This is a genomic window from Hymenobacter crusticola, from assembly GCF_002154225.1.
Taxonomy (GTDB): Bacteria; Bacteroidota; Bacteroidia; order Cytophagales; family Hymenobacteraceae; genus Hymenobacter; species Hymenobacter crusticola.
On sequence record NZ_MTSE01000002.1, the window covers coordinates 267,645 to 289,193 of the forward strand.

The following is a 21,549-nucleotide window of genomic DNA, read 5'->3' on the forward strand; positions in this document are numbered from 1 at the left end:
AGAAAGATCGAAGCAGCTTACTTAGTTACCAGCTTATCAACTTCGGGCTGATTTATTTTCACGGGGTACTTCTCGCGAAGCTGAGCAACCCATTGCTTTTCCAGATAATTCTGGTAGTCGGAAGTGGCTTGTCCTCGTGCTTCCGACAACGTTTTGGGACCTGCAGGTAATGCTTTGTCGATGGTAACGGCGTAGTAGCGGCCATCCTTCTGCACATTGTAAGTGCCGGGGCCTTTGCTCATTAGCTCGTCTACTACTTTGTTATCACCTTTCTGAAAGTTGCGCTGCGTAATCTGCACAGCCAATGAGTTCTGCTCATTCAAGCTAGCTTCTAGCATTGCTGGGTTGGTGCTGAACAGCACTGCTTGAGCAGCGCTAGTACCTTTCGGGGTATAGAAGCTTTCGGTCGTAACGCCTTTCTGCTTCAAATAATTAAGCACGCTAGCCGACCGGCGCTTGGCCAATGCCGCGCTTTCTTCTTTGCGGGGCTTCAGCAAGCTGCTCGTGTTCAGCAGCAAGGTAGTGTCTGTGGCAAGCTGGGTAGCGAGGCGGTCGAGGGCGAGTTGGCTGGCAGGAAGCAGTTCAGTTGTGTTGCCTTTGAACTGTAGCGACGACAGTGGGTTTTCCTTCACAGCATACACACCAAATTTCATCTGCTGCTGCGCTTTCGTGAGCAGGTCGGGGCTGGCAGCGCTGATAACCGTGCCGTGCACGCGAGGCTCCCATTGGTATTTGCTCTGGTTTTCGGCGAAAAACTTCTCCAAGCCAGTCGTGTCTTCAATAGCTTTGGACCAAACTTTTTCATCCATCAGCTGGAAGAGTAAAATACCATCGCGGTATTCCTTCACCAGCATGCGGTAGTCCTCATGCTTGGTTTCCAAGTTGGCCTTTTCGTAGTCGGTCAGGCTCTGATCTACATATTGGTCGTAGAGCAGTTGCATAGCATAACGCGGCTCCGAACCCGTGCGTGGGCGTTGGTTTTGCTGCACAAAGGCTAGAAAATCTTTCGCTAGGTACGGCTTGCCTTGGATAGTAAACAACGTTGAGTTGTCGCTTGGGCCCTTGCTAGCTTTCGTTGCCGCTGCTGGGGTCGTATACTTGAAATGGCCGCTCACCAGCGAGGTGTCAGCTTTGCTGAAAATGTAGTCCTTGCCGACCTTGTTCTCAACGAATTGATTTTCTGTGCGAATACGCTTGAGAAAGGCCGTGCGGTTTAGCTCCGAGCGCGAATCCTTGGCTACTTTGCTTTTCAGCGTGGGCTCCATGGCAGCAAACGTCGGAATGGCTTGCTTTTCAATGAGCTTGATGATGTGCCAGCCATACGGAGTTTGCACGGGTGCCGAAATGTCACCGGGTTTTTGCAGCTTAAAGGCGGCCTCTTCAAAGCTAGGAATCATGCGGCCGGTGCTGAAAGGTGGAAGCTCTCCGCCGTTGGCTGCCGAGCCCGCATCTTCCGAAAACTGGGTTACTAGCTTTTCCCAATCCTCTTTGCGCTGCAAACGGCTGTAGAGCTCATCGATCTTCTTTTTGGCCGTCAGCGAGTCCGCTTTGGGCTGACCTGGCGTGGCCCGAATCATCAAGTGGGCAACTTTGATCTCGCCTTGTGCTGGACGAGCGTCGTTTACCTTGATGAGGTGGTAGCCGAAACGCGTGCGCACTGGCTGCGACACCTGCCCCACTGGCGTGCGGTACGCGGCCGACTCAAAGGGATACACCATCTGCATGGCGGTGAAGTACCCTAGCTTGCCACCGTTTTCGCGAGCCGATGGGTCCTCCGACGCTTCTCGGGCTATTTTGTTGAAATCCTCGCCGCCAGTTATGCGTTGGCGCAGGGCCGTAGTCTTTTGGTAGGCTGCCAAAGTATCCTTTGGGTCGGCATCAGGCGCCACCCGAATCAGGATGTGAGAAGCGCTGATTTCCTTGCTCATCCGATCGTAAGCTTCCCGCACAAGCTGGTCGGTTACGCTTTTCTCGGTGAGGTAAGGTTGCGCTAACTGCTGCTTGTAGCCGGCAAGCTCCTGCTTGAAGGCTTGCGTGGTATCGAGGCCGCGCTGCTCAGCTTCCAGTACTTTTAATTTGAAGTTGGTATACAGGTCTAAGTATTCCGTTACGCTGGGCTTCGTCCCAAATTCGGGCGCCGCACTATTATTCTTGCGGTAGACGTACGCAAACTCCGAGGCAGGAACCTCGTGGGTACCTAGGGTTTCCAGTACGGGCTGTTTAGCGGTAGTAGTCGGTTTAGTAGACTGGCACCCGGCCAGCAGCGCGCCGGCAGCAAAGCCAGCGTACAAGATGCGTTTGTGCATACGGGAAATAAGAATCTGAAAGAGCAGTCGGTAATAGTAATTATGAAAAGAGCGTGACCGGCTGACTGTTGCAATTTTACGGATTTTTTCTTGGCTCTCCCACGCCTTGTAGGATTAGGATACGGAATAGGATTGTAAAGCTGACCTAGGCCATAGTAGCCCAGAAAAAGAAAGAGCCTGCTTTCGGGTGAAGCAGGCTCAAAAGGGAACATCGTAGTAAAAGAGCAGCGCCTATGTGGTATTAGCTTAGGCGCTTGTAGAGGCGACAGACGTTATGATTATTAGCGCTTTCGAACTCCACCTTGTCCATGATTCGGTTGACGAGAGCCATGCCTACTCCTCCTTTCTTGCCGAGACGGATAAATTCAGGTAAATCAGGCTCGCGGAAAGAAGAAGGCGTGTATGAGTGGTTGCTGCCGTCTTCTATTTCAATGGAGAAGGTATGGTTCTCAACTGCCAAAGCTAGGTCTAAAAACTGGGACTCATCCTCAGCGTTTGCGTGGATAATCAGGTTAGCCACTACTTCATCTACCGCCACCAATAGCTGGTTGAGCAGCACATCAGAGAGATGATACGTATTCAAAAAAGCCGTAACGAAATCGCGCACGACCTTTAGGTTGCGGCGATTACAGCTGATTCTAATAGCGTTTCTCATTCTCAACACTCGCTCCTGATCAGATAGCTGTAGCTTCTGCCGCTGATGGTACAATAGTCATGAGGGCGTCCAACCCCAAGATTTCAAACACGTTGTGCACTTTCTCCTGCATGTTGAAGAACACTAGCTTCACGCCAGCGTCCTGAAAGCTTTGCAAGTGCGAGATAAAAACGCCCAAGCCCGCCGAAGAAATATAATTCAGGCGCTGGCAGTCAATCAGAACTTTCTGGTAGTTCAGAATCTCTGGTTTGGCCAGTTCCGTGTCGAGCAGCACAGAAGAACTAGCGTCCAGCTCTCCGTCGAGAATGAGCGTAAGAATGTTATCGGAAGCTTGTTGAGTCACTTTCATACGGGTGCTCTACGTTAGATGCCAGGTTCGGGTTGAGAGGCGCGAAACTTGATAACGAGCAGGGTTTGATCGTCGTGAATAGGCTGCCCACGGCTGAACTCGGCTAAGTCGTCCAGGATCTGCGTTTTAATTTCGTCGGCGCTCAGATAGTACGTACGTTCCAGCATTTGTTTCAGCCGCTCCTCACCGTACTCCGATTGGTCAGCTGCACGCGCTTCGACAATGCCGTCGGTGTAGATTACCATCACGTCACCCGGGTTGTAGTCGTAAAACTGGTTCTTGATGTGGCGTTCGTACGATTCGTTCCGGATGATGCCGAGTCCTAAGCCAGCCGTGCGGAAGTAAGACACTTCCTCTTTAATGGAATGGTAATAGAGCGTGTGGCAATGGCCAGCGCGCGCAAACACAAAACCACCGTGCTCATAATCAATGATGTAGAGCGAGGCTGTGATAAAGGATGACTTTTCCAGGCAGTGCACCAGCGCCGTGTTAGCCATCGACATGAACTTGCTAGGTACCGGAAACTTCTCACGCTCCGAGCGAGCTAGGGGGTTTTCCTGCATCAGCGCGTGAAAGATGCCTTTCATCTGGGCCATATGGAAGGCTGCCGTAACGCCCTTGCCCGAAACGTCGCCGATGAGGATAGCCAGCCGGCGACCTGGCAGGTGCAGAAAGTCGTAGAAGTCGCCGCCGACTTCCTTCGCGGCTAGGGCGTGCGAGCTGATTTCGAACCAGTTATCAGTAGGTAGGTTTTTAGGAATCAGGCTGTCTTGCACGGACGAGGCAATCTTCAGCTCCTCCTGTACCCGCTCATTCTGAATGGACCTAGCCATGAGCTGCAAGTTCTCGATGCTGAGTACCGTCTGACTAGTAAAAGTCTGCAAGATGCTCATGTTCTCGCGGTCGAACCCTTGCCGTTGGCGTTTGAGCAGATAAAGCGTGCCATAGTTGCGCTTAGTAGAGCGCAAAGGCATCACAATCAACGCTTCAAACTCTAGGCCGAGTGCCCGAAAACCACTACTGTTATTAAGATCGTTGTTCAGATACTCAATCTGGCCTAGGTTGTAGTCGGCGAGCAAGCGGCGGATGGCGACTGAATCGGCTTCTGCGATGTTATGCCGTTGATACGTTGTGAGGGTGTCTTCTTCGAGTATATCGAGCCAAGCTGCGTCGGCTTCTACCGTTTGTACCGCAGAGTCGAAGAGCATGGCATACACTTCCTCCTCTGTTTGCCCGCGTTGAATAAGCTGGGTCAGGCGTTGCAAGCTTAGAATCTCTTCTCTTTTCTGCTCGAAGACGCCGGCCGTTGGCAAATTAAACAACGTGACGAGCAAGCCCATTACGGCGTAGAACGTAGCAAAGAAGACGGTGAGTACTAAGAAGGCGTGTTGTGAGGCAGGTGCTACCAGGCGTGGGTCTTGCTCGATGCGCAGAAAGTACGCCACGAAGATGGTCATACTCATCAGGATAGCACCTTGCAGCAGCACTGCCTCTAGCTTTTGCCGGCGGTTGAGGTAAGCAACCCACTTCTGATTGCCACTCAAGTACACGCCGAAAAAAGCTAGCGCCCCTAGGACCGGTAGCGTGAAGTACAAAGGAAACTGCCAGCTGATGAGCCGAAACAGTAACGTAACTCCGAGCAACACTTCAAACCACAGCCACTCGCGTTGTAGGCGCTCGGAAGCTCGAAACAGCACCAACGACCGCCAGGCATAATTGGTGAAGGCCAAAAAGATGACAAACAGCCCTAGGTTGACTGTGTAAACAATGGCGAAGAATGTGCGGTCGGTGGCAGCATGTTTAAATTGTACTACTCGTTCAAGCAGATGCAGCCCTACGCAAACAGTGGCTAAGAGTCCAGGGCCGAGCACCAACCGCCGTAGTAAGCCAACGAAATCAGTGCCGCGCAGTAGGTTTGGTTGCGCCCGCTGATAGCCGAAAACGGCAGCTACAAAAACTGCCTGAGCCGTTAGTGTTATCCAATTGGGGGGGATACCAAAGCGGCTAGCAGCAGCCGGACTTGCGTGCAGCAGCGTACTAACGAGCAACACCATCCAACTCAGCAGCATTAGCGGCAAAAATGCCGTTTCAAGCTTCTGGCGAATTGTCATGAAGTAAGGTAAAGTACAGTTTTTTTGCTTTCACTGTCAAAGACAATAAAGCATAATGAATTGGCAAGATAAGCTTTCCGGCGCAAATTCGTTTGTGCGTAGCTACAACCGGATTAGTAAAACGCAGAAGCAAGCAAGGCGCGAAAAAGTATTCTTAGTAGCTATAATTTAACAAATCAGAGTTTTTTCTTCGGAGTCCAAGTAACTCAATAACCGACGCGCCAGAAAATGCTAGTCTGACTAGTACGTATTTCTGCTTAGCTGTAAGTGTTTTTACTGACTTAGCTATGAGAAAGCAAGTGTTCAAAAAGTACATAATCCTACTTGCCAGTGCGGCAAAGTAGGATTATGCTAGGATAAGGAAGGAAGATTACTTAGCGGCTGCTGTAATTTGGTGCTTCGCGCGTGATCTGCACATCGTGCGGATGGCTCTCGCGCAGACCTGCATTCGTGATGCGCACCATGCGGGCCTGCTGGAGCTTCTCAATGGTAGCGGCCCCACAGTAGCCCATGCCTGCCCGCAAGCCGCCAGCCAGCTGGTATAGAATTTCGCTGACGGCTCCTTTGAACGGCACGCGGCCCACAATGCCTTCGGGCACTAGTTTCTTAACATCATCTTCGGCGTCTTGGAAGTAGCGGTCTTTGGAGCCTTCTTCCATGGCCTCCACGGAGCCCATGCCGCGGTAATTCTTGTACTTACGGCCTTCGTAGATGATTACTTCACCAGGTGCTTCTTCGGTGCCGGCTAGCATTGAGCCAATCATCACGGAGGAGGCACCACCAGCCAACGCTTTCACAGCATCGCCCGAAAACTTAATACCTCCATCAGCAATCAGCGGAATACCAGTGCCTTCTAAACCCCGAGCGGCTTCTATCACTGCCGAAAGCTGCGGTACCCCAATACCGGCAATGATGCGGGTAGTGCAGATAGAGCCAGGTCCAACCCCCACTTTTACGGCATCGGCACCGGCGTCGGCGAGGGCGCGGGCCCCTTCGGCTGTTGCCACGTTGCCGGCAATAACTTCCAGGTTCGGGAAAGCAGTCTTGATGTTGCGCACCGCGTCGAGGACGCCTTTGGAGTGGCCGTGAGCCGTATCCACGCTCACTACGTCTACGCCTGCTTCTACGAGGGCAGCTACTCGATCGAGTAAATCGGGCGTAACCCCTACGGCCGCGCCTACCCGCAGGCGGCCATACTGGTCTTTGCATGCATTTGGAGACCGACGACGCTTGCGGATATCACGGTAGGTAATGAGTCCCACTAGCCGGCCTTGTGGGTCAACGACAGGGAGCTTTTCGACTTTGGAGTCTTGTAGAATCTCTTCGGCAATTGCTAGCTCAGTGCCAGCCTCAGCCGTCACGAGCTTGTCCTTGGTCATCACCTCCGCTACGGGACGTGTCATATCCTTTTCAAAGCGCAAGTCACGGTTGGTCAGGATCCCTTTTAAGCGCCGTTCGGCATCCACGATCGGAATACCCCCGATCTTGTTGTCACGCATGAGCTGCTTAGCGTCACCTAGGGTGGCGTGCTCCTCTAAGGTAAAGGGTTCCAAGATCATACCGCTCTCCGAGCGCTTCACGCGGCGCACTTGCTCGGCTTGCGCCCGGATGCTCATGTTCTTGTGAATAATGCCGATGCCACCTTCTTGAGCCATAGCAATAGCTAGCTCTGATTCGGTGACGGTATCCATGGCTGCCGAAAGGAAAGGCAGGTTCAGACGGATGTTACGGGTGAGCTGGGAGCTGGTGTCGGCGTCGCGGGGCAATACCTCCGAATAGGCAGGTAGCAGCAGAACGTCGTCGTAGGTAAGCGCCTCGAAGGCAATTTTGGCGGGCTGGTCGGCCATAGCAACAAGAGTTTAGGTACTTCTTATTGCCGGACAAAGATACGGCGAAAATTTGGCTTGCACATTATGAATGTATTGTCAATATAAAAAGCCCCAACGCTTACCTACAAAAGCTAGGGCGTGGTGCTCTGCCCGAAGAAGGGCGACAGCAAGGCCGCTTCGTGGTTTTTCAGGGGAGCCCCTGCAGTTACACGCCCGTCTGAAAACCTAGCCCCAGCTATTGGAGTTGAAGCAAGGCAAGTGCAGCATACTAGGCTGCCTTCTATTCACCACGTTTTTGTAACACGTTCATGGCAACATCTTCCAAAGTATGGTTTATCACGGGGGCTTCTACCGGTTTCGGCGAAGCCTTAGCTAGCTTCGTGCTCGATAAAGGTGACCAAGTAGTAGCGACCTTTCGCAATGGCGAGCAAGCAGAAGTTTTCTCCCAGAAGGCCGATGGCCGCGCGCACGGCGTAATAGCCGACGTAACCAATGAGCAGCAGGTAAAGGAAGCTGTGCAAACTGCTATCAATGTATTTGGCCACCTCGATGTGGTAGTAAATAATGCTGGCTATGGCTCCATGGGTAGCATTGAAGAAATAACGGCCGAGGAAGTCCAGCGTCAGTTCGACGTGAATGTGTTCGGGCCGCTGCACGTATTGCGGGCCGCTTTACCCCACCTGCGCCAGCAGAAAAGCGGCCACGTACTCAATATTACCAGCATTGGAGGCTTGAAAACGTTCCCCGGCGTGGGCGTTTACAATGCCAGCAAGTTTGCCTTGGAAGCCATTGGCGAGAGCCTAGCTCAGCAGGTGGGTCCATTGGGCATCAAGGTAACGAACATCGAACCTAGCGGCTTCCGCACCGACTGGGCTGGTCGTTCGGCTACTTTCGCTGATACCAGCATCGACGATTACCGGCCTACAGTAGGCGAAAACCTCAAAGGCATTCAGAGCTACAGTGGCAAGCAGCCTGGCGACCCAGTGCGCGCGGCCCAGGCAATGTACGATGTAGTGAACCAGGAAAATCCGCCGCTGCACCTGCCGTTGGGAAAAGCGGCTGTGAAAGGCGCCCGCGACAAGTTCACGAACCTCTTGCAGGAATTGGAAAGCGTAGCCGCTATTGGCAACGCGGCCGATTTCCCGGAAGGGGAGTAAGCGTAGTTTATTGGTCTGCCCGGATTGCTCCCGGTTGTAACCCCTTCCTAGCCCCACAAAAAGCGCCTATCGCTGAGAGCGGTAGGCGCTTTTTGTGGGGCTAGCTTATGCGCGAAACGGTATGGCGTAGTGTCGCTTGGCGTATTTAAAGAAATTGTAAATAGTACGTCTGGCCTTCCGTTCAGCTTGCCCACGCAAGCAGGTTTGCCGTATTTGAAAAGAATCCAACCGATTTTACCGTGCATTCGAGCCTTAATGACTTCCACGTTCGCTCGTGGGAAGAGCTGCAGCATGTGCTGTTCCGCGACACCTGGGACGGGCGAATTGGGCGCTATCGCTCGCCCTTCGTTTACCGTGGCCTTCGCTCGCATACGTACACGCTTACCACTAGTCTGGTGCGCCTAGGGGGCGACTTTGCCTTGCTAGAGCATCACCTGCTGCGCAACTTTCGCAAGTACGCCCGGCACGCCGCCGATTCGGAAACGTCCATTTGGAATTGGCTGGCTCTGGCACAACACCACGGCTTGCCCACACGCCTGCTCGACTGGACCTATTCGCCCTATGTCGCCCTCCATTTTGCCACTGACGACTTAGAAGCATACCACGAAGACGGTGTGATTTGGGCGCTCAACTACGTGAAAGCTGCCGAAAGTCTGCCTTCGCCCCTGCGCGAAGCAATTCGCCAGGAAGGCTCCAACGTATTCACTCCGGAAATATTGGAGCCCGTGTGCCCTACGCTGCGCGACCTAGCTCAAATGCAACCCGAGCCATTCGTCTTGTTCTTGGAGCCGCCTTCCCTGGATGAGCGCATCGTGCACCAATATGCGCTGTTCGCACTCATGTCGACGGCTGACACGCACCTGCACGACTGGCTTAAAGAGCACCCTGACTTGTATTTCCGCATCATCATTCCGGCGAGCCTGAAGTGGGAAGTACGCGATAAGCTCGACCAGGCGAATATCACGGAGCGAGTGCTCTTTCCGGGGCTAGGTGGCCTGAGTCGGTGGCTGCACCGGCACTACAGCTCGGCCTACGGGAGGTCCGCAACTAATGATTTGGAGCAAGGACCAGGGTAGAATAGGAAGTGTGATTTGTCACGACCGTACTACGGCTTGTTTTTTCGAAAATCGGGGTTCACGGTCAGACCGGCTTGTAGAGTGTGATTGTACTCAAATACCTGCCCGTCGTCGTGTTGCACGATTTGGTAAAGGTACCCTAGCTCCAAAGACGTAGCAGACGTAAACTGGTAGCCTAGGGCACCATAAAGCCGGTTCTGGTTGAAGATGTTCTGCTTCACGTTGGGCCCGTAGTTGATAAAAATATCATCGTAGGCGGTGATGTATAGCGTGTTCGGGTCCCCGCTTTTGCCCTTGATGGATAGCGTAGGCTGAATACGGTAGCGGCTGCGGTTGGAGATTTTGTAGGTATCGGCGCCCGCATCGCGAATCCAGCGTTGTTCTTGGCGAAAGCGGTGCATGATTTCCAGCTTGCCATACGTTTCGTTGAGCTGCAACTGCTGGTAGAAGCGTCGCTCACGCGAGCGGCCTTCGGCCGGATAGTCACCGTAGGGCAAAGACAATAAGTAGACATAGCCGGCCGTGAGCATCAGCTTTTCGGACGCGTGATAGTTCAGCCCGGCCCGGTAAAAGTATTGTTGTGGGTCGCGCAAGAAATTGGTGCGCCGGTACTGAAACTCAGTGTGCACACTCCACCGCTGACTAACGCGGGCATCGCTGTAAAACATCAACCACGCATTGTTATTTCGGTCACTAAGGCGGCCCTGCACAGGGTTTTGCCCGTGCGCTGTCACGCTAATGACCAAAGCCAAGAAGGCAATACCGAGGGGGCGTTTGACTACGCTAGAAAAAAAGGCGGGCATGAGGAGCGGAGTCTGATCAGGTAACCTTTACGGTAAGCACCTGTAAAAGATGGATCACGCCAAAACTCTGACTTACTTCAGCCCATTCTGCTTCCGAGTGCCGCGCATAGGTTCGGCCTCCAAGGGGTTATCAGGCCAATAGTGCTTAGGGTAGCGGCCGCGCATATCCTTGCGCACCTCGAAGTAGCCATTAGCCCAAAAGCTGCGCAAGTCCCGCGTGACCTGTACCGGTCGGTAGCCCGGCGACAGCAGGTGCAGCGTGAGTGGCACCCGTCCGCCACCTACCACAGGCGTATCAAGCAGGCCGAACACTTCTTGCAAGCGCACTGCCAGCACGGGCGCCGTAGGGTCGGTATAATCGAGGGTGATGCGTGAGCCCGTGGGTACAGCGAGGTGGGTTGGGGCTAGGCGGTCAAGTTCCTGTTGCTGGCCCCAGCCGCCCGGCAACCACGCAAGTAGGGCTTGGCGCAAATCGAGGCGGTTCACTTCCGCTAGCGACTTGACGCCGCGCAGGTAAGGCCCAAGCCACGCCTCTAGTTGCGCCAGCAGTGCTTCATCCGACACCTCGGGCCACTCGGCCGGGGCTAGGTTGTGCAAGAAAGCTAGCCGCGCCCGCAATTGCTGGGCCTCGTCGCTCCAGGGTAGCCGACCTAGGCCATTCGTTCGTAGCCCCTCCAGCAGGGCGGCTTCTACTGCTTCGGGGCTGGGGCTGGGCAAAGCGCTTTCCGAAAGATTGAGCGCTCCTAAGCGCCGACGGCGTCGGGCGGCCACGCGGCCATTGGCAGCGTCCCACGTTACCTCCTCGCTAGTCTCGATTAGGTCGGCGAAGTACTGCTCTAGCTCAGCGCGGTCGAGGGGAGCCGCCAGGGCAGCACGTGGTGCAGTGGGCGGACCGTCGAGGTGCGCTACGGCAAAGAACACATCATCGCGCCCGAAATATTCGGCTGGTAACATTGCCCGCTGCCCCGTGACGAGGCGCACCCGCTCCGGCGACTCACGTTGGGCGAGGCGGTCGGGGTAGGCAAGGGCCGCGAGCAGGCCAGTGGCATCGGGCTCCAAGGACGTCGAAGTGATGCCCGCCCGGTGTCGTAGCACGGCGGCTGCTTCGCGTATGCGGTGCAGCGCGCCGTGGTCGGGTACCAAGCCGGGTAGGGGTGAGCGGCCAGTTGCCACAGCTTCCAAGCGTAGGCGCAAATCGGGGGGCGTGGTGGTGCCGTCGGGGAGGCGCAGCAAGTCGCGTTCAGTGAGCAAGGCCGCTAGCGCGCAGGCCGTGGCACCGTGGCCTGCTTCCTTGCCTCGAATTACTAAGTGTCCCAGGCGGGGCACCAACCCTAGGCCTGCCAGCGTGCGGCCATGCGCAGAAGGTTGGCCCGTTGGCAGCAAAGCACCTAAGCGTACCAGTAGGTCGCGGGCTTGGGCTAGGGGCGCAGCCGGTGGGGCATCGAGCCAGCGCAAGTTAGAAGCATCCTGTACTCCCCAAAGAGCCAGCTCCAAGGCTAGCCCACTTAGATCAGCGGTCAGAATTTCGGGGGGGAGGTGGGCCGGATGCTGGGTGTGTTCGGCTTCGGTCCAGAGGCGGTAGCAGGTGCCGGGCCCTAGGCGTCCCGCCCGGCCGCGGCGCTGGTCGGCGGCAGCTTGGCTCACGGGTACTGTTTCGAGAGACGTAAGCCCCGTGCGCGGCTCAAAGTGCGGCACGCGGGCGTAGCCGCCATCCACTACCACCTGCACACCTTCAATCGTTAAGCTTGTTTCGGCGATGCTGGTGGCCAGCACCACCTTGCGCCGACCCACTACCGACGGGCGTAGGGCAGCGTCTTGTTGCTCGGCGGGTAATTCGCCGTGCAGCACGTGCACATCGACGGTGGCGGGCAGCGTGCCAGCGAGCTTCTCGGCGGCGCGGCGCTGGTCGGCAAGGCCGGGCAAGAACACGAGCACGTCGCCGGCATGTTGGGATAACGCTTCCCGCACGGTGGCGGGCGCAAGGACAGCGAGGCGCTCGTGGGGGCGGTTGCTGGTTGCCGCTAAGCGAGCTGGAGCTAGGTAATGCGTGGCCACGGGATGTTGTAGGCCCGCGCTGCGCACCACCGGCGCGCCGAGCCAAGTGCCTAGCCGCTCAGCCTCCAGCGTAGCACTCATAATGAGCAGGCGTAAATCGGGGCGGAGTACGGCTTGGGCGTCTAGCGCCAGCGCCAGACCTAGGTCGGCTTGCAGACTCCGCTCGTGAAATTCATCGAAGAGCACGGCCGCTACGCCTTCCAACGCAGGGTCGTCTTGCAGCATGCGCGTCAGGATAACTTCTGTTGCGACTTCGATGCGCGTGTTGCTTGAAACCTTGCTTTCTAAGCGCACCCGGTAACCCACGGTTTGACCCACGGGCTCACCTAGCAAGCTAGCCATACGGGTAGCCGCTGCTCGGGCAGCCAAGCGACGCGGCTCCAGCACGATAATGCGACCCTCTGCTGGCATCCAGTCGGCTCCTAGTAGAGCTAGCGGCACCACAGTTGTTTTGCCCGCCCCCGGCGGTGCTTGCAGTACGGCGCAGTTGGTGGCGCCCAGCGTGGCAAGTAATTCTGGTAGGGCGGCCCGGATGGGAAGGTCGGGGAGCATGCGAAAGTAGTAATGGGGTGAAGAGCTGGCGTGCAAAAATACGACGCCGCACCCAGGACTTTCCTCTGCAAGATTTTTAGGTCAGGTTGTTGCAACCCTACCAATGTAATATTGTTACTTTGTTAAGTTACTTACTAAAGGTACTTTGTTAAATGGGTGAACAATCTGATGCTGTGCAGCTGGCAGCCGAGTTGCGAACGGTGATATTCCGGCTAATCAAGAAGCTCCGCGGTCAATCACCAACACACGCAAAAATTTCACTTACCGAGCGGGCCGTGCTTAAGCTGCTCGACCAGCACCAGCAACTACAACCCACCGAGCTAGCAGCCAGAGAGAAAGTAACAACCCAGGCCATGTCGCAGGTTCTGAGGCATTTGACCGAGCTAGGATATATCACGCGGCAACCGCTAGAAACGGATAAGCGCAAAGTAGGTATTGCGCTTTCGCAGGAAGGGCGCGTGTTGTTAGAGAATGTGCGCCTGGAGGTAGATGAGTGGCTGCATGTCGCCCTAAAAGAATCCTGCTCGATTGAGGAGCTAGCCAGCGTGCGCCAAGTTCTGCCGGTCCTGACCAAACTCGTTGATTTATAAAAGGCAGGTGCTTAAACCTAGCAGACCACCAAGCTATTACGTATGAACTCAGGTACTTTTCGCGCGTTTCGTAGCCGCAATTACCGCTTGTTTTTTGCTGGACAGTCCCTCTCTTTGCTTGGTACCTGGATGCAGAAAACGGCCGTTAGCTGGGTGGTGTATTCGCTAACGCACTCTAAGTTTATGCTCGGCGTAAGCGTGTTTGCGACGCTCTTTCCCGCGGCTATTTTCTCCTTCCTAGGTGGGGGCGTGGCCGACCGTTACCATCGTTACCGCGTGCTGCTGCTCACGCAAGCCCTGTCGATGGTGCAAGCACTCCTGCTGACGTTGTTGGTCTTTTTTAGGCCCAACGCCGTTTGGGGGATTATCGCCTTGAGTGTGGTGCTCGGTATTATCAACGCGTTTGATGTGCCCACCCGTCAGTCGCTGGTGCCAGAACTGGTGGAAGACAAGCAAGACTTGCCCAACGCCTTGGCGCTGAACTCTTCTATGGTAACCCTAGCTCAACTGCTAGGTCCGGCTTTTGCGGGCTTTGCGCTGGAAAAGCTAGGGTCTGTGGCCTGCTTCGGCCTGAACGCGGTAAGCTTCGTGGCCGTTATTGGTTCGCTTTTGTCGTTGAAGCTGCCGGTGTATGAGGCTAAGCTGCGCACGAAAAGCATGTTGGAAGAGCTGCGCGAGGGACTACGCTACGTAGCCAACACGCCCGCTATTCGGCATATCATCGTCATGTTGTCACTTATTAGCCTGTTTGTGCTGCCGTTTACCACGTTGCTGCCGGTGTACGCCAAAGATATTTTTCACGGCACGGCCACCACGTTTGGCATGCTAGAAGGCGCTGTGGGGCTAGGGGCTTTTATCGGGGCGTTCTTTCTGGCTTCGCGCAAACCGGGCACTAACCTGAAAAAACTGCTCACTGCGAATACCTTTATCCTCGGTGCGGGGCTGGTGCTGTACTCGCATATGCCGTGGTATGTGGTGGCGCTGCTGTCGTTGGTGTTCGGCGCTTTTGGGATGGTAACGCAACTCACTATTAGCAATACGCTGCTGCAAACCACGGTGCCACTGGCTCTGCGAGGCCGCGTGCTTAGCTTGTATGTGTTGTCTTACGCAGGGTTGTTGCCCCTAGGTAGTTTGCTGGTGGGGGCGTTGTCGCAGCGCATCGGCGTGCAAAATACGGTGTTGGTGGAAGGCATCGTGGCATTGCTGATCGGGATGCTGCATGTGCAGGCGCTACGCAAAGAGAAGCTAGCTCAGCAACTCTCTCCAACGTCGCCTGCGCTGGTAGTCGAAGTAGCCGGCTAAGGCGAGACTCTTTGTTACACACGTAACCTCTTTTAGCTCAATAGTAACTGCCCTCGGCTTGGTCGACTTACAAAACGGCATCTTACAACTACCGCTCGTTGGTTCTACTGGCGAAGTCTTGGCAAATGCTAACAAGCTGCTTGCTGCGCTCCTACAAGTAGGCGCATCAGCGAAATCGATGCGACCGACAACATCGTTAGCGTGCTAGCTGCATCAAAAGGACCTTCTCACGCAGCCGTTTAGCCACTCCTAATACACGGCCACCGTCGGGTCGACGCGCAGGCTCCAGGCGTGAATGCCCCCGCGCAGGTTTAGCAGGTTCGTTAGGCCGTGCCGGTGTTGCAGATACGCCAGCGCTTGCATGGAGCGCACGCCGTGGTGGCAGATGAGCACAGTCGGCTGGTCGGGGTCAATTTCGTCGGCGCGCTGCGCTACTTCCCCGAGCGGAATCAGAAGGCTGCCTTCGATGCGGCAGTAGGCGTATTCCTCCGGCTCGCGTACGTCGATAAGCTGTAGGGCTTCTCCCTGTTGGAGCCGGGCGTGGAGAGCTTCGGGTGTGAGTTCAGGGAGCATAAGTAGGCAGCTAGGAAGGCAAGTAAAAAGAAAGCTAGCTGCAAAAATAAACCACGGCGCGTTAGCTTTGACTTTTCCCTGTACGCGCTTACTCTTCGCCTGTGCTTCAGTCGCTTTATGATTTTTGGGTTGCCGCTGCCGGCAGCACGCCGCTTGAGTGGGTGGCCGTGCTCACGGGCATAGCCTGTGTGTGGCTAGCCGCGCGCGAGTCGTTGTGGAATTTTCCGGTGGCCATTGTTAGCTGCGGCCTTTATGTGGTGGTTTACCACGGGGCGCGGCTGTACGCCGACCGCAATTTGCAGGTGCTATTTATTCTGATGAGTCTATACGGCTGGTACCAATGGCTGTATGGCGGCGCCCGCAACACCGAGCTGAAAGTGTCGCGCACGCGGCGCTTGGAGTGGGGGCTGCTGCTACTAGGCGTGTTGCTCTTCACGCTCGGCTTCGGCTACTACCTTCAGCACTACACCGACGATTCACTCCCACACCTCGACAGCCTAACCACGGCCATCAGCCTAGCCGCACAGTACCTGATGATGCGTAAGCGCCTGGAAAACTGGTGGCTCTGGATTTTGGTCGACGCCTTGTACGTACCGATTTTGTGGCACAAAGAGCTCTACCCCACAAGCGGCTTGTATGCCGTGTACTTAGTGCTAGCCACCTATGGCTACCTAGAATGGCGGCGTGCCGAGGCGAAAGCCAAAGCAGACCAAATAGCTGCTGAGCCCCTAACCGTTTTATAAGATGGTACGCGTTGCCATTACCGGCCCCGAGTCGACGGGGAAATCAACGTTGAGCCGACAGCTCGCCGAGCACTACGGCACTGCTTGGGCGCCCGAGTATGCTAGGGTGTACCTAGATGCCCATGGCCCAGCTTATACCCTAGCCGACCTAGAAGAAATTGCCCGCGGACAACTGGCCGCCGAAGAAGTGGCTGTAGCCCACGCTCAACGCGTTGTTTTTGTTGACACCGACTTACTGGTAATAAAAATCTGGGCGGAGCATGCCTTCGGAAGTTGCCCCGCGTGGATTTTGCAACAGCTAGCCCAGCAGCGCCACGACCTGACACTGCTACTCAACATCGACCTGCCCTGGGAGCCGGACCCCTTGCGAGAACATCCGCACATGCGTGACTATTTCTACAAGGTGTATCAGCAAGAGCTACGGAAGCTAGGTATTCCGTTTGCCGAAGTCGGCGGAACCGGCGAACAGCGGCTGGTGCAGGCGTGCACACTGGTAGATAAGTTGCTGGCAATGCAGCGCGAAGCCTAAGCTTCGCGTATCGTTGAACGGCTAAGCCAACCTGCAAACGCAATAGTTCAACGATGCACGACGGGGGAGCTTGGCTAATGCCTTCCTACGGTTCGCGCTACCTTATTACCTTCACCGCATGACCTACTCTCTCGAAAACAACCAATGCCGCGTGGGTGTGCAAGCCCACGGCGCCGAGCTTAGCAGCTTTATCCGCAAAGACCTCGACAACCTCGAATACATGTGGCAGGCCGACCCGGCCGTGTGGGCGCGGCACGCGCCGGTGCTGTTTCCCATCGTAGGGCGTTTGCCGCAGGATACGTATCAGCATCATGGCCAGACTTATAAGCTCTCCCAGCACGGCTTTGCCCGCGACCGGGAGTTTATTCTGGTTCAGCAAAGCGCCGATACACTCACCTTCGAGCTACGCGCCGATGAGCAGAGCCGTGCCGTGTATCCGTTCGATTTCGTGCTGCGCATTTCGTATCGATTGCAGGCTACTACGCTCACGGTGCGCTGGGAAGTGCAAAATCCCGCCGGTGAAGAGCTGTTGTTTAGCATCGGCGCGCACCCAGCGTTCCGCTGCCCCTTGCTGCCCGGCGAGCAGTTCGAAGACTATTACTTCAGCTTCGACGCACCTGAGACTTTCGAGCGGTACTTGCTAGAAGGAGGCTTGCTCAACGGCCAAACCGAACCGGTACTGGCAGGAGCGACAGAATTGCCGCTCACGTACGAGTTATTTGCCCAAGATGCGCTAGTGCTGAAGAAGTTTGACTTTTCGCAGCTCGCTTTGCGGAGTCACCGCTCGGAGCGTGCTGTTAGTGTGCGCTTCGATGGCTTCCCGTACCTAGGTCTCTGGACCAAAGGCCCCGGTGCGGCTTTCGTCTGCATTGAGCCGTGGCAGGGCATTGCCAGTTCCGTGGGCGATTCGGGCGAGTTAGCCGATAAAGAAGGCATTCTGACCCTCGCTTCTGGCCAAAGCTTCGCGGCCGAATACACGATAACTGTGCAGTAAGAGCGGCTTGTGCTGCGCTTGGCATCTGCGCTATTTGCGTGCCCCGATTAAACTTATCGGTAAATAGACCGCGCCGCGACGAACAGGCTGGGGCGCGTTACTGTCGTTACTTTCTTTATGCTCATTACCATTCGCGCCATCCAACCTGCTGCTACGTACCCACTGCGCCATTCGGTGTTGTGGCCCAACAAGCCGCTGGATTACGTCAAGATAGACGATGACGACCTAGGTATGCACTTCGGTGCCTTTCACGAAGAGCAGTTGCTGGGCGTTATTTCCTTGTTTGTGAACGGTGAGGCGGCACGCTTCCGCAAGTTCGCCGTCGCCCCTGGCTCCCAGCGCCAGGGCATTGGCACACGCCTGCTCACGCACGTGATGGAGGAAGCCCGGCAACGCGGGGCCCGCACCATTGCCTGCGATGCGCGGCAAGAAGCTACAGGCTTGTACTACAAGTTTGGGATGGAGCCCGCAGGCCCTGAGTTCTACAAAGGTTCTATTGCCTACGTGCGTATGCAGAAAGTGCTGACCTAGGTTCTGTGCCCGAAAATTGGCGGCCCTTCTCTCTACTGTAGTTGCCAGCTCGAACCGGCAGCCGCAGTAGGGAGAAGGGCCGTTGAATATGGTTACCCGTTGAGCGCAGCTACGACAGCAGCGGTGCGCTGGGATGCGGGGTTTTGGGACGCCGATTGTAGTCGGGCTCCCAGTCGTTGATGGGGCGGCTGATGCCGGGTGGCAGGTCTAGGTCGGGTAGGCCGCCGTCAAGTGGTTCGCCCCCATCATCGTCATTATCGGGCGAGGGTGGGCGTTGGAACCGACGGCGCGGAACTACCATGAAGTAGGCCAAGATGGCAAGTACCACGAGCGTGTAAATTAAGCTGATCATGGCAGGTGGAATAAAGACGAATCGGTAGAGGAAGGGTCTCGCGGACAGTAGAAAGATAACGGGAGAAAGAGCAGAGTTGTTTTCGATTGCGATCAAAATCTCCTTCCGCCATTTGCCTACCTAAGGTAGATGATTTTCAGACCAAAGTAAAGAACCCACCCGCGCAGTTTGGAACTAGTAGTAGCGTGGTCTAGCTTTGTAGGTAACTATAAGTTTAGGGGTGCCTGGCATTTTGCGCGCAAAACCAGCCGGGCTGAGATCATACCCATTGAACCTGATCCGGGTAATGCCGGCGAAGGGAACAAACGATCCGCGAACGTATTTGCCTGCTGCGCCGACCCCTAGCGCTAGGTTCGTTCTTTCTTACCAAGTTCTTCTTGAAAAACTTTTTCCTTTCAGGCGTGGCGCTCTTGGCGCTGCCGCTTTCGAGTTGGGCGCAAGGACCCGTATCGGGCTCCGTGGTGGACGCTCGCACGAGAGTTGTGTTGCCCGGTGCTACTATTTTGTTGGATGGGGCCCCCGCCTCAAGTGCTGCCGACGCGAATGGCGTCTTCTCGTTGCCAAGCGTACCAGCTGGCTCGCACGAACTGCGAATCACGTTTATTGGATATCAAGCACTAGTCCGGCGCGTTGAAGGGCAGCCGGCTGCCCAGCAACTTACCCTAGGTCTACAGCCCAGCGGCGTGCTCACGGGCGAAGCCCTCGTAACGGCCTCGCGCGCTAATGAGCGCACGGCTACGGCCTACACTAACCTCAGCAAGCAAGATCTAGCGCAGCGCAACTTCGGCCAAGACTTGCCCTATCTGCTCGACCAAACGCCCTCGGTGGTGGTGAACTCCGACGCCGGCGCGGGCGTGGGCTACACCGATATCCGCATCCGGGGCACGAGCAACACGGGCATCAACATGACTATCAACGGGGTGCCGCTGAACGATGCCGAGTCGCACGGCTCCTTCCTCGTGAACCTACCCGACCTAGCTTCTTCCATCAACAGCCTACAAGTGCAGCGCGGCGTGGGCACCAGCCAGAACGGGGGCGCAGCCTTCGGAGCTAGCATCAACATCTCGACGCTCGACGTACGCCGCGAAGCCTACGCCGAAACCCAGAACACCTACGGCTCTTTCAACACCTGGCGCAACAACGTGCAGTTCGGGACCGGGCTGCTGGGCGGGCACTTCATGGTCGACGGCCGCTTGTCGCGCGTGGCGTCGGATGGCTATATGAACCGGGGTTCGTCGGATCTGAAATCGTACTACTTCTCGGCGGGGTATCAGGCTAAGAATACGTTGCTGAAGTTCATCACCTTTTCGGGCCGCGAAAAAACCTACCAGGCCTGGAACGGCGTACCCGAGCCGGCCATTACTGGCAACCGGGCGCTGTTGCAGAACTACATCGACAACGGAGAGCTAAGCGAAGCCGACGCAGCGCGGGTGCTGCAAGAAGGCCGGCGCTACAGCTACTACACCTACGACAACCAAACCGATAACTATCAGCAAAACCACTACCAACTCCACCTTTCGCAAGGCCTAGGTCAGGATTGGAACATCGGGGCGGCGCTACACCTCACGCGGGGCTTCGGCTACTACGAAAACTACCGGGCTAATCGGCGCTTTTCAGACTACAACCTAGCCAATGTTATCATTGGTGGCGACACCATCACGCGCACGAACCTCGTGGACCGCAAGTGGCTCGATAACTACTTCTACGGTGGCACCTTCGCCCTGAACTACCAACCCCGCGACAACGACAAGCTCCAAGCTACCATCGGCGGCGCCTGGAACCGCTTCGACAACGACCACTACGGCGAAGTCATTTGGGCGCAGTACGCTTCCAATGGCAACATCCGACACCGTTACTACTTCAATGACGCCACCAAAACCGACTACAACGCCTATGCTCGCGCCACATGGCAGGTGCTGCCCAAGCTAGGCGTGTACGGCGACGTGCAAGTGCGCCACATCACCTACAACATCAACGGCATCGAAGATGACCAGAACGACGTGACTACCCGCGCCCGTTACACCTTCTTCAACCCCAAAGCCGGCGCGACCTACGCATTAGCCGAAGGCCAGCAGCTCTATGCTAGCTTCGCCGTGGGCCAGCGCGAGCCCGTCCGCGCCGACTTCACCGACCGCCCCGCTGGCGACCAAACAGCCAAAGCCGAGCGGCTAAACGACTTCGAAGGTGGCTACCGCCTGAATATGCCCAATGCGAATTTGCTCGGTCCGCGTACTGCCTTACGCTTAGAAGCTAATTACTTCTACATGCACTATCGCAACCAGCTAGTAGCCACAGGCCAACTCAATGACGTAGGCACGGCCTTGCGCACCAACGTGGCGCGCAGCTACCGTACTGGTTTAGAATTGACCGGCTCTGCTTCGGCCAATGATAAAATCAGCCTGAGCAGCACCATCACGGTGAGTCGCAATCGCATCCTCGGCTACCGCGACGTGACCTACGATGCCGACTACAACCCCGTGGTAGCGGAAGCGCGCACCTCTACCATTTCGTACTCGCCCTCGGTAGTTTCGGCGCACACGCTGGAAGGTCAGCCACTGAAAGGCCTGCGCGTGGCGCTGCTCTACAAAACCGTCAGCCGCCAGTACCTCGACAACTCGGCCAACTACGGCCGCCGTATCATGCCGTATCAGGTGATGGATTTCCGGGTGCGCTACGCCATTCATCCCACGTTTGTGAAGGAGATTGAGCTAGGCCTGCTGGTTAACAATGTGTTGAACCGTAAGTACGTGGCCAACGGTTACACCTACAGCTACCTAGGTGCCAGCGGCGGCCTCGATACCTTCAACTGGTATTTTCCACAAGCAACTCGTAACGTGCTAGCATCGGTAGGGGTGAAGTTTTAGCGTTCGGAAAACAACGTAAAAGCCGTCTGTCATCCTGAGCTTGCCAAGGACATCACTGTGCGTGAACGAACCGTTGTTAGGACGTCGTTCTAACGTGGTAAGGTCGTTGGGCAAGCTCAGGATGACAGACGTTTTAATTCCTGCCTAGTCTGGTAACTTCCTATCTTTGAAAACCACC

At 55.9% G+C, this 21,549-nt stretch carries 18 protein-coding genes and 1 riboswitch; of the genes, 9 read left to right on the forward strand and 9 right to left on the reverse strand.

The window, feature by feature from the left end; all coding sequences use genetic code 11:
* Positions 1 to 17: 17 nt before the first annotated feature.
* The 5 genes from BXP70_RS04455 to guaB all read right to left on the reverse strand — a co-directional run bounded on the left by BXP70_RS04455 (position 18) and on the right by guaB (position 7,268).
* Positions 18 to 2,306 (reverse strand): peptidylprolyl isomerase, encoded by a 2,289-nt coding sequence (locus tag BXP70_RS04455; protein ID WP_086592822.1) that lies wholly within the window; start codon positions 2,304 to 2,306, stop codon positions 18 to 20.
* Positions 2,307 to 2,547: 241 nt separating this feature from the next.
* Entirely contained in the window at positions 2,548 to 2,961 is a 414-nt protein-coding gene (locus BXP70_RS04460; RefSeq protein WP_086592823.1) for an ATP-binding protein, read from the reverse strand.
* A 19-nt stretch (positions 2,962 to 2,980) separates the two neighbouring features.
* Positions 2,981 to 3,310 carry an STAS domain-containing protein gene (locus BXP70_RS04465; protein ID WP_086592824.1) on the reverse strand — a complete coding sequence of 110 codons (330 nt, stop codon included), beginning with the start codon at positions 3,308 to 3,310 and terminating at the stop codon, positions 2,981 to 2,983.
* A gap of 14 nt (positions 3,311 to 3,324) precedes the next feature.
* The gene (locus BXP70_RS04470; protein ID WP_086592825.1) at positions 3,325 to 5,421 is read right to left on the reverse strand and encodes a PP2C family protein-serine/threonine phosphatase; all 2,097 of its coding nucleotides are present in this window, start codon (positions 5,419 to 5,421) and stop codon (positions 3,325 to 3,327) included.
* Positions 5,422 to 5,795: 374 nt separating this feature from the next.
* Positions 5,796 to 7,268: an IMP dehydrogenase gene (guaB, locus tag BXP70_RS04475; protein ID WP_086592826.1), complete on the reverse strand. Its 1,473-nt coding sequence runs from the start codon at positions 7,266 to 7,268 to the stop codon at positions 5,796 to 5,798.
* A 290-nt stretch (positions 7,269 to 7,558) separates the two neighbouring features.
* On the opposite strand from guaB, the gene BXP70_RS04480 reads away from it, so the two are divergent.
* The gene (locus tag BXP70_RS04480; RefSeq protein WP_086592827.1) at positions 7,559 to 8,407 is read left to right on the forward strand and encodes an oxidoreductase; all 849 of its coding nucleotides are present in this window, start codon (positions 7,559 to 7,561) and stop codon (positions 8,405 to 8,407) included.
* A 239-nt stretch (positions 8,408 to 8,646) separates the two neighbouring features.
* A complete protein-coding gene (locus BXP70_RS04485) occupies positions 8,647 to 9,483 on the forward strand; it encodes an FRG domain-containing protein (protein WP_086592828.1) in 837 nt (278 codons plus the stop codon).
* A 29-nt stretch (positions 9,484 to 9,512) separates the two neighbouring features.
* Here the strand turns inward: BXP70_RS04485 and BXP70_RS04490 are convergent, their stop codons facing one another.
* Entirely contained in the window at positions 9,513 to 10,286 is a 774-nt protein-coding gene (locus BXP70_RS04490) for a DUF2490 domain-containing protein (RefSeq protein WP_086592829.1), read from the reverse strand.
* 72 nt (positions 10,287 to 10,358) lie between these two features.
* Entirely contained in the window at positions 10,359 to 12,893 is a 2,535-nt protein-coding gene (gene hrpB, locus BXP70_RS04495) for an ATP-dependent helicase HrpB (RefSeq protein WP_086592830.1), read from the reverse strand.
* A 152-nt stretch (positions 12,894 to 13,045) separates the two neighbouring features.
* Between hrpB and BXP70_RS04500 the strand changes: the two genes are divergently transcribed.
* Together BXP70_RS04500 and BXP70_RS04505 are read left to right on the forward strand one after the other, a co-directional pair.
* Positions 13,046 to 13,483: a MarR family winged helix-turn-helix transcriptional regulator gene (locus BXP70_RS04500; protein ID WP_086592831.1), complete on the forward strand. Its 438-nt coding sequence runs from the start codon at positions 13,046 to 13,048 to the stop codon at positions 13,481 to 13,483.
* Between the two features lie 42 nt (positions 13,484 to 13,525).
* Positions 13,526 to 14,785, forward strand: coding sequence for an MFS transporter (locus tag BXP70_RS04505; RefSeq protein WP_086592832.1), 1,260 nt, complete (start codon positions 13,526 to 13,528; stop codon positions 14,783 to 14,785).
* Between the two features lie 249 nt (positions 14,786 to 15,034).
* Here the strand turns inward: BXP70_RS04505 and BXP70_RS04510 are convergent, their stop codons facing one another.
* Positions 15,035 to 15,358 (reverse strand): rhodanese-like domain-containing protein, encoded by a 324-nt coding sequence (locus tag BXP70_RS04510; protein WP_086592833.1) that lies wholly within the window; start codon positions 15,356 to 15,358, stop codon positions 15,035 to 15,037.
* 101 nt (positions 15,359 to 15,459) lie between these two features.
* Between BXP70_RS04510 and pnuC the strand changes: the two genes are divergently transcribed.
* The 4 genes from pnuC to BXP70_RS04530 all read left to right on the forward strand — a co-directional run bounded on the left by pnuC (position 15,460) and on the right by BXP70_RS04530 (position 18,155).
* Positions 15,460 to 16,101, forward strand: a complete 642-nt coding sequence (gene pnuC / locus BXP70_RS04515) for a nicotinamide riboside transporter PnuC (RefSeq protein ID WP_086592834.1) — start codon at positions 15,460 to 15,462, stop codon at positions 16,099 to 16,101.
* 1 nt (position 16,102) lies between these two features.
* Positions 16,103 to 16,630: an AAA family ATPase gene (locus BXP70_RS04520; protein WP_086592835.1), complete on the forward strand. Its 528-nt coding sequence runs from the start codon at positions 16,103 to 16,105 to the stop codon at positions 16,628 to 16,630.
* 118 nt (positions 16,631 to 16,748) lie between these two features.
* Entirely contained in the window at positions 16,749 to 17,624 is an 876-nt protein-coding gene (locus BXP70_RS04525) for an aldose 1-epimerase family protein (RefSeq protein WP_086592836.1), read from the forward strand.
* 117 nt (positions 17,625 to 17,741) lie between these two features.
* A complete protein-coding gene (locus BXP70_RS04530) occupies positions 17,742 to 18,155 on the forward strand; it encodes a GNAT family N-acetyltransferase (protein WP_086592837.1) in 414 nt (137 codons plus the stop codon).
* Positions 18,156 to 18,264: 109 nt separating this feature from the next.
* Here BXP70_RS04530 and BXP70_RS04535 read toward each other — a convergent pair whose 3' ends face one another.
* The gene (locus BXP70_RS04535) at positions 18,265 to 18,507 is read right to left on the reverse strand and encodes a hypothetical protein (protein WP_086592838.1); all 243 of its coding nucleotides are present in this window, start codon (positions 18,505 to 18,507) and stop codon (positions 18,265 to 18,267) included.
* Between the two features lie 206 nt (positions 18,508 to 18,713).
* A riboswitch (TPP riboswitch) is annotated at positions 18,714 to 18,827 on the forward strand.
* A gap of 57 nt (positions 18,828 to 18,884) precedes the next feature.
* On the opposite strand from BXP70_RS04535, the gene BXP70_RS04540 reads away from it, so the two are divergent.
* Entirely contained in the window at positions 18,885 to 21,371 is a 2,487-nt protein-coding gene (locus tag BXP70_RS04540) for a TonB-dependent receptor (RefSeq protein ID WP_086593183.1), read from the forward strand.
* The last annotated feature ends 178 nt before the right edge of the window (positions 21,372 to 21,549 follow it).

Bases quoted from the DNA above. Each gene is read 5' to 3' on its own strand.
- BXP70_RS04460 (WP_086592823.1), bottom strand. From the start codon at position 2,961: ATGAGAAACGCTATTAGAATCAGCTGTAATCGCCGCAACCTAAAGGTC.
- BXP70_RS04535 (WP_086592838.1), bottom strand. From the start codon at position 18,507: ATGATCAGCTTAATTTACACGCTCGTGGTACTTGCCATCTTGGCCTAC.
- hrpB (WP_086592830.1), bottom strand. From the start codon at position 12,893: ATGCTCCCCGACCTTCCCATCCGGGCCGCCCTACCAGAATTACTTGCC.
- BXP70_RS04480 (WP_086592827.1), top strand. From the start codon at position 7,559: ATGGCAACATCTTCCAAAGTATGGTTTATCACGGGGGCTTCTACCGGT.
- BXP70_RS04455 (WP_086592822.1), bottom strand. From the start codon at position 2,306: ATGCACAAACGCATCTTGTACGCTGGCTTTGCTGCCGGCGCGCTGCTG.
- BXP70_RS04500 (WP_086592831.1), top strand. From the start codon at position 13,046: ATGGGTGAACAATCTGATGCTGTGCAGCTGGCAGCCGAGTTGCGAACG.
- BXP70_RS04510 (WP_086592833.1), bottom strand. From the start codon at position 15,358: ATGCTCCCTGAACTCACACCCGAAGCTCTCCACGCCCGGCTCCAACAG.
- BXP70_RS04505 (WP_086592832.1), top strand. From the start codon at position 13,526: ATGAACTCAGGTACTTTTCGCGCGTTTCGTAGCCGCAATTACCGCTTG.
- BXP70_RS04520 (WP_086592835.1), top strand. From the start codon at position 16,103: ATGGTACGCGTTGCCATTACCGGCCCCGAGTCGACGGGGAAATCAACG.
- BXP70_RS04470 (WP_086592825.1), bottom strand. From the start codon at position 5,421: ATGACAATTCGCCAGAAGCTTGAAACGGCATTTTTGCCGCTAATGCTG.
- BXP70_RS04530 (WP_086592837.1), top strand. From the start codon at position 17,742: ATGCTCATTACCATTCGCGCCATCCAACCTGCTGCTACGTACCCACTG.
- BXP70_RS04525 (WP_086592836.1), top strand. From the start codon at position 16,749: ATGACCTACTCTCTCGAAAACAACCAATGCCGCGTGGGTGTGCAAGCC.
- guaB (WP_086592826.1), bottom strand. From the start codon at position 7,268: ATGGCCGACCAGCCCGCCAAAATTGCCTTCGAGGCGCTTACCTACGAC.
- BXP70_RS04490 (WP_086592829.1), bottom strand. From the start codon at position 10,286: ATGCCCGCCTTTTTTTCTAGCGTAGTCAAACGCCCCCTCGGTATTGCC.
- BXP70_RS04465 (WP_086592824.1), bottom strand. From the start codon at position 3,310: ATGAAAGTGACTCAACAAGCTTCCGATAACATTCTTACGCTCATTCTC.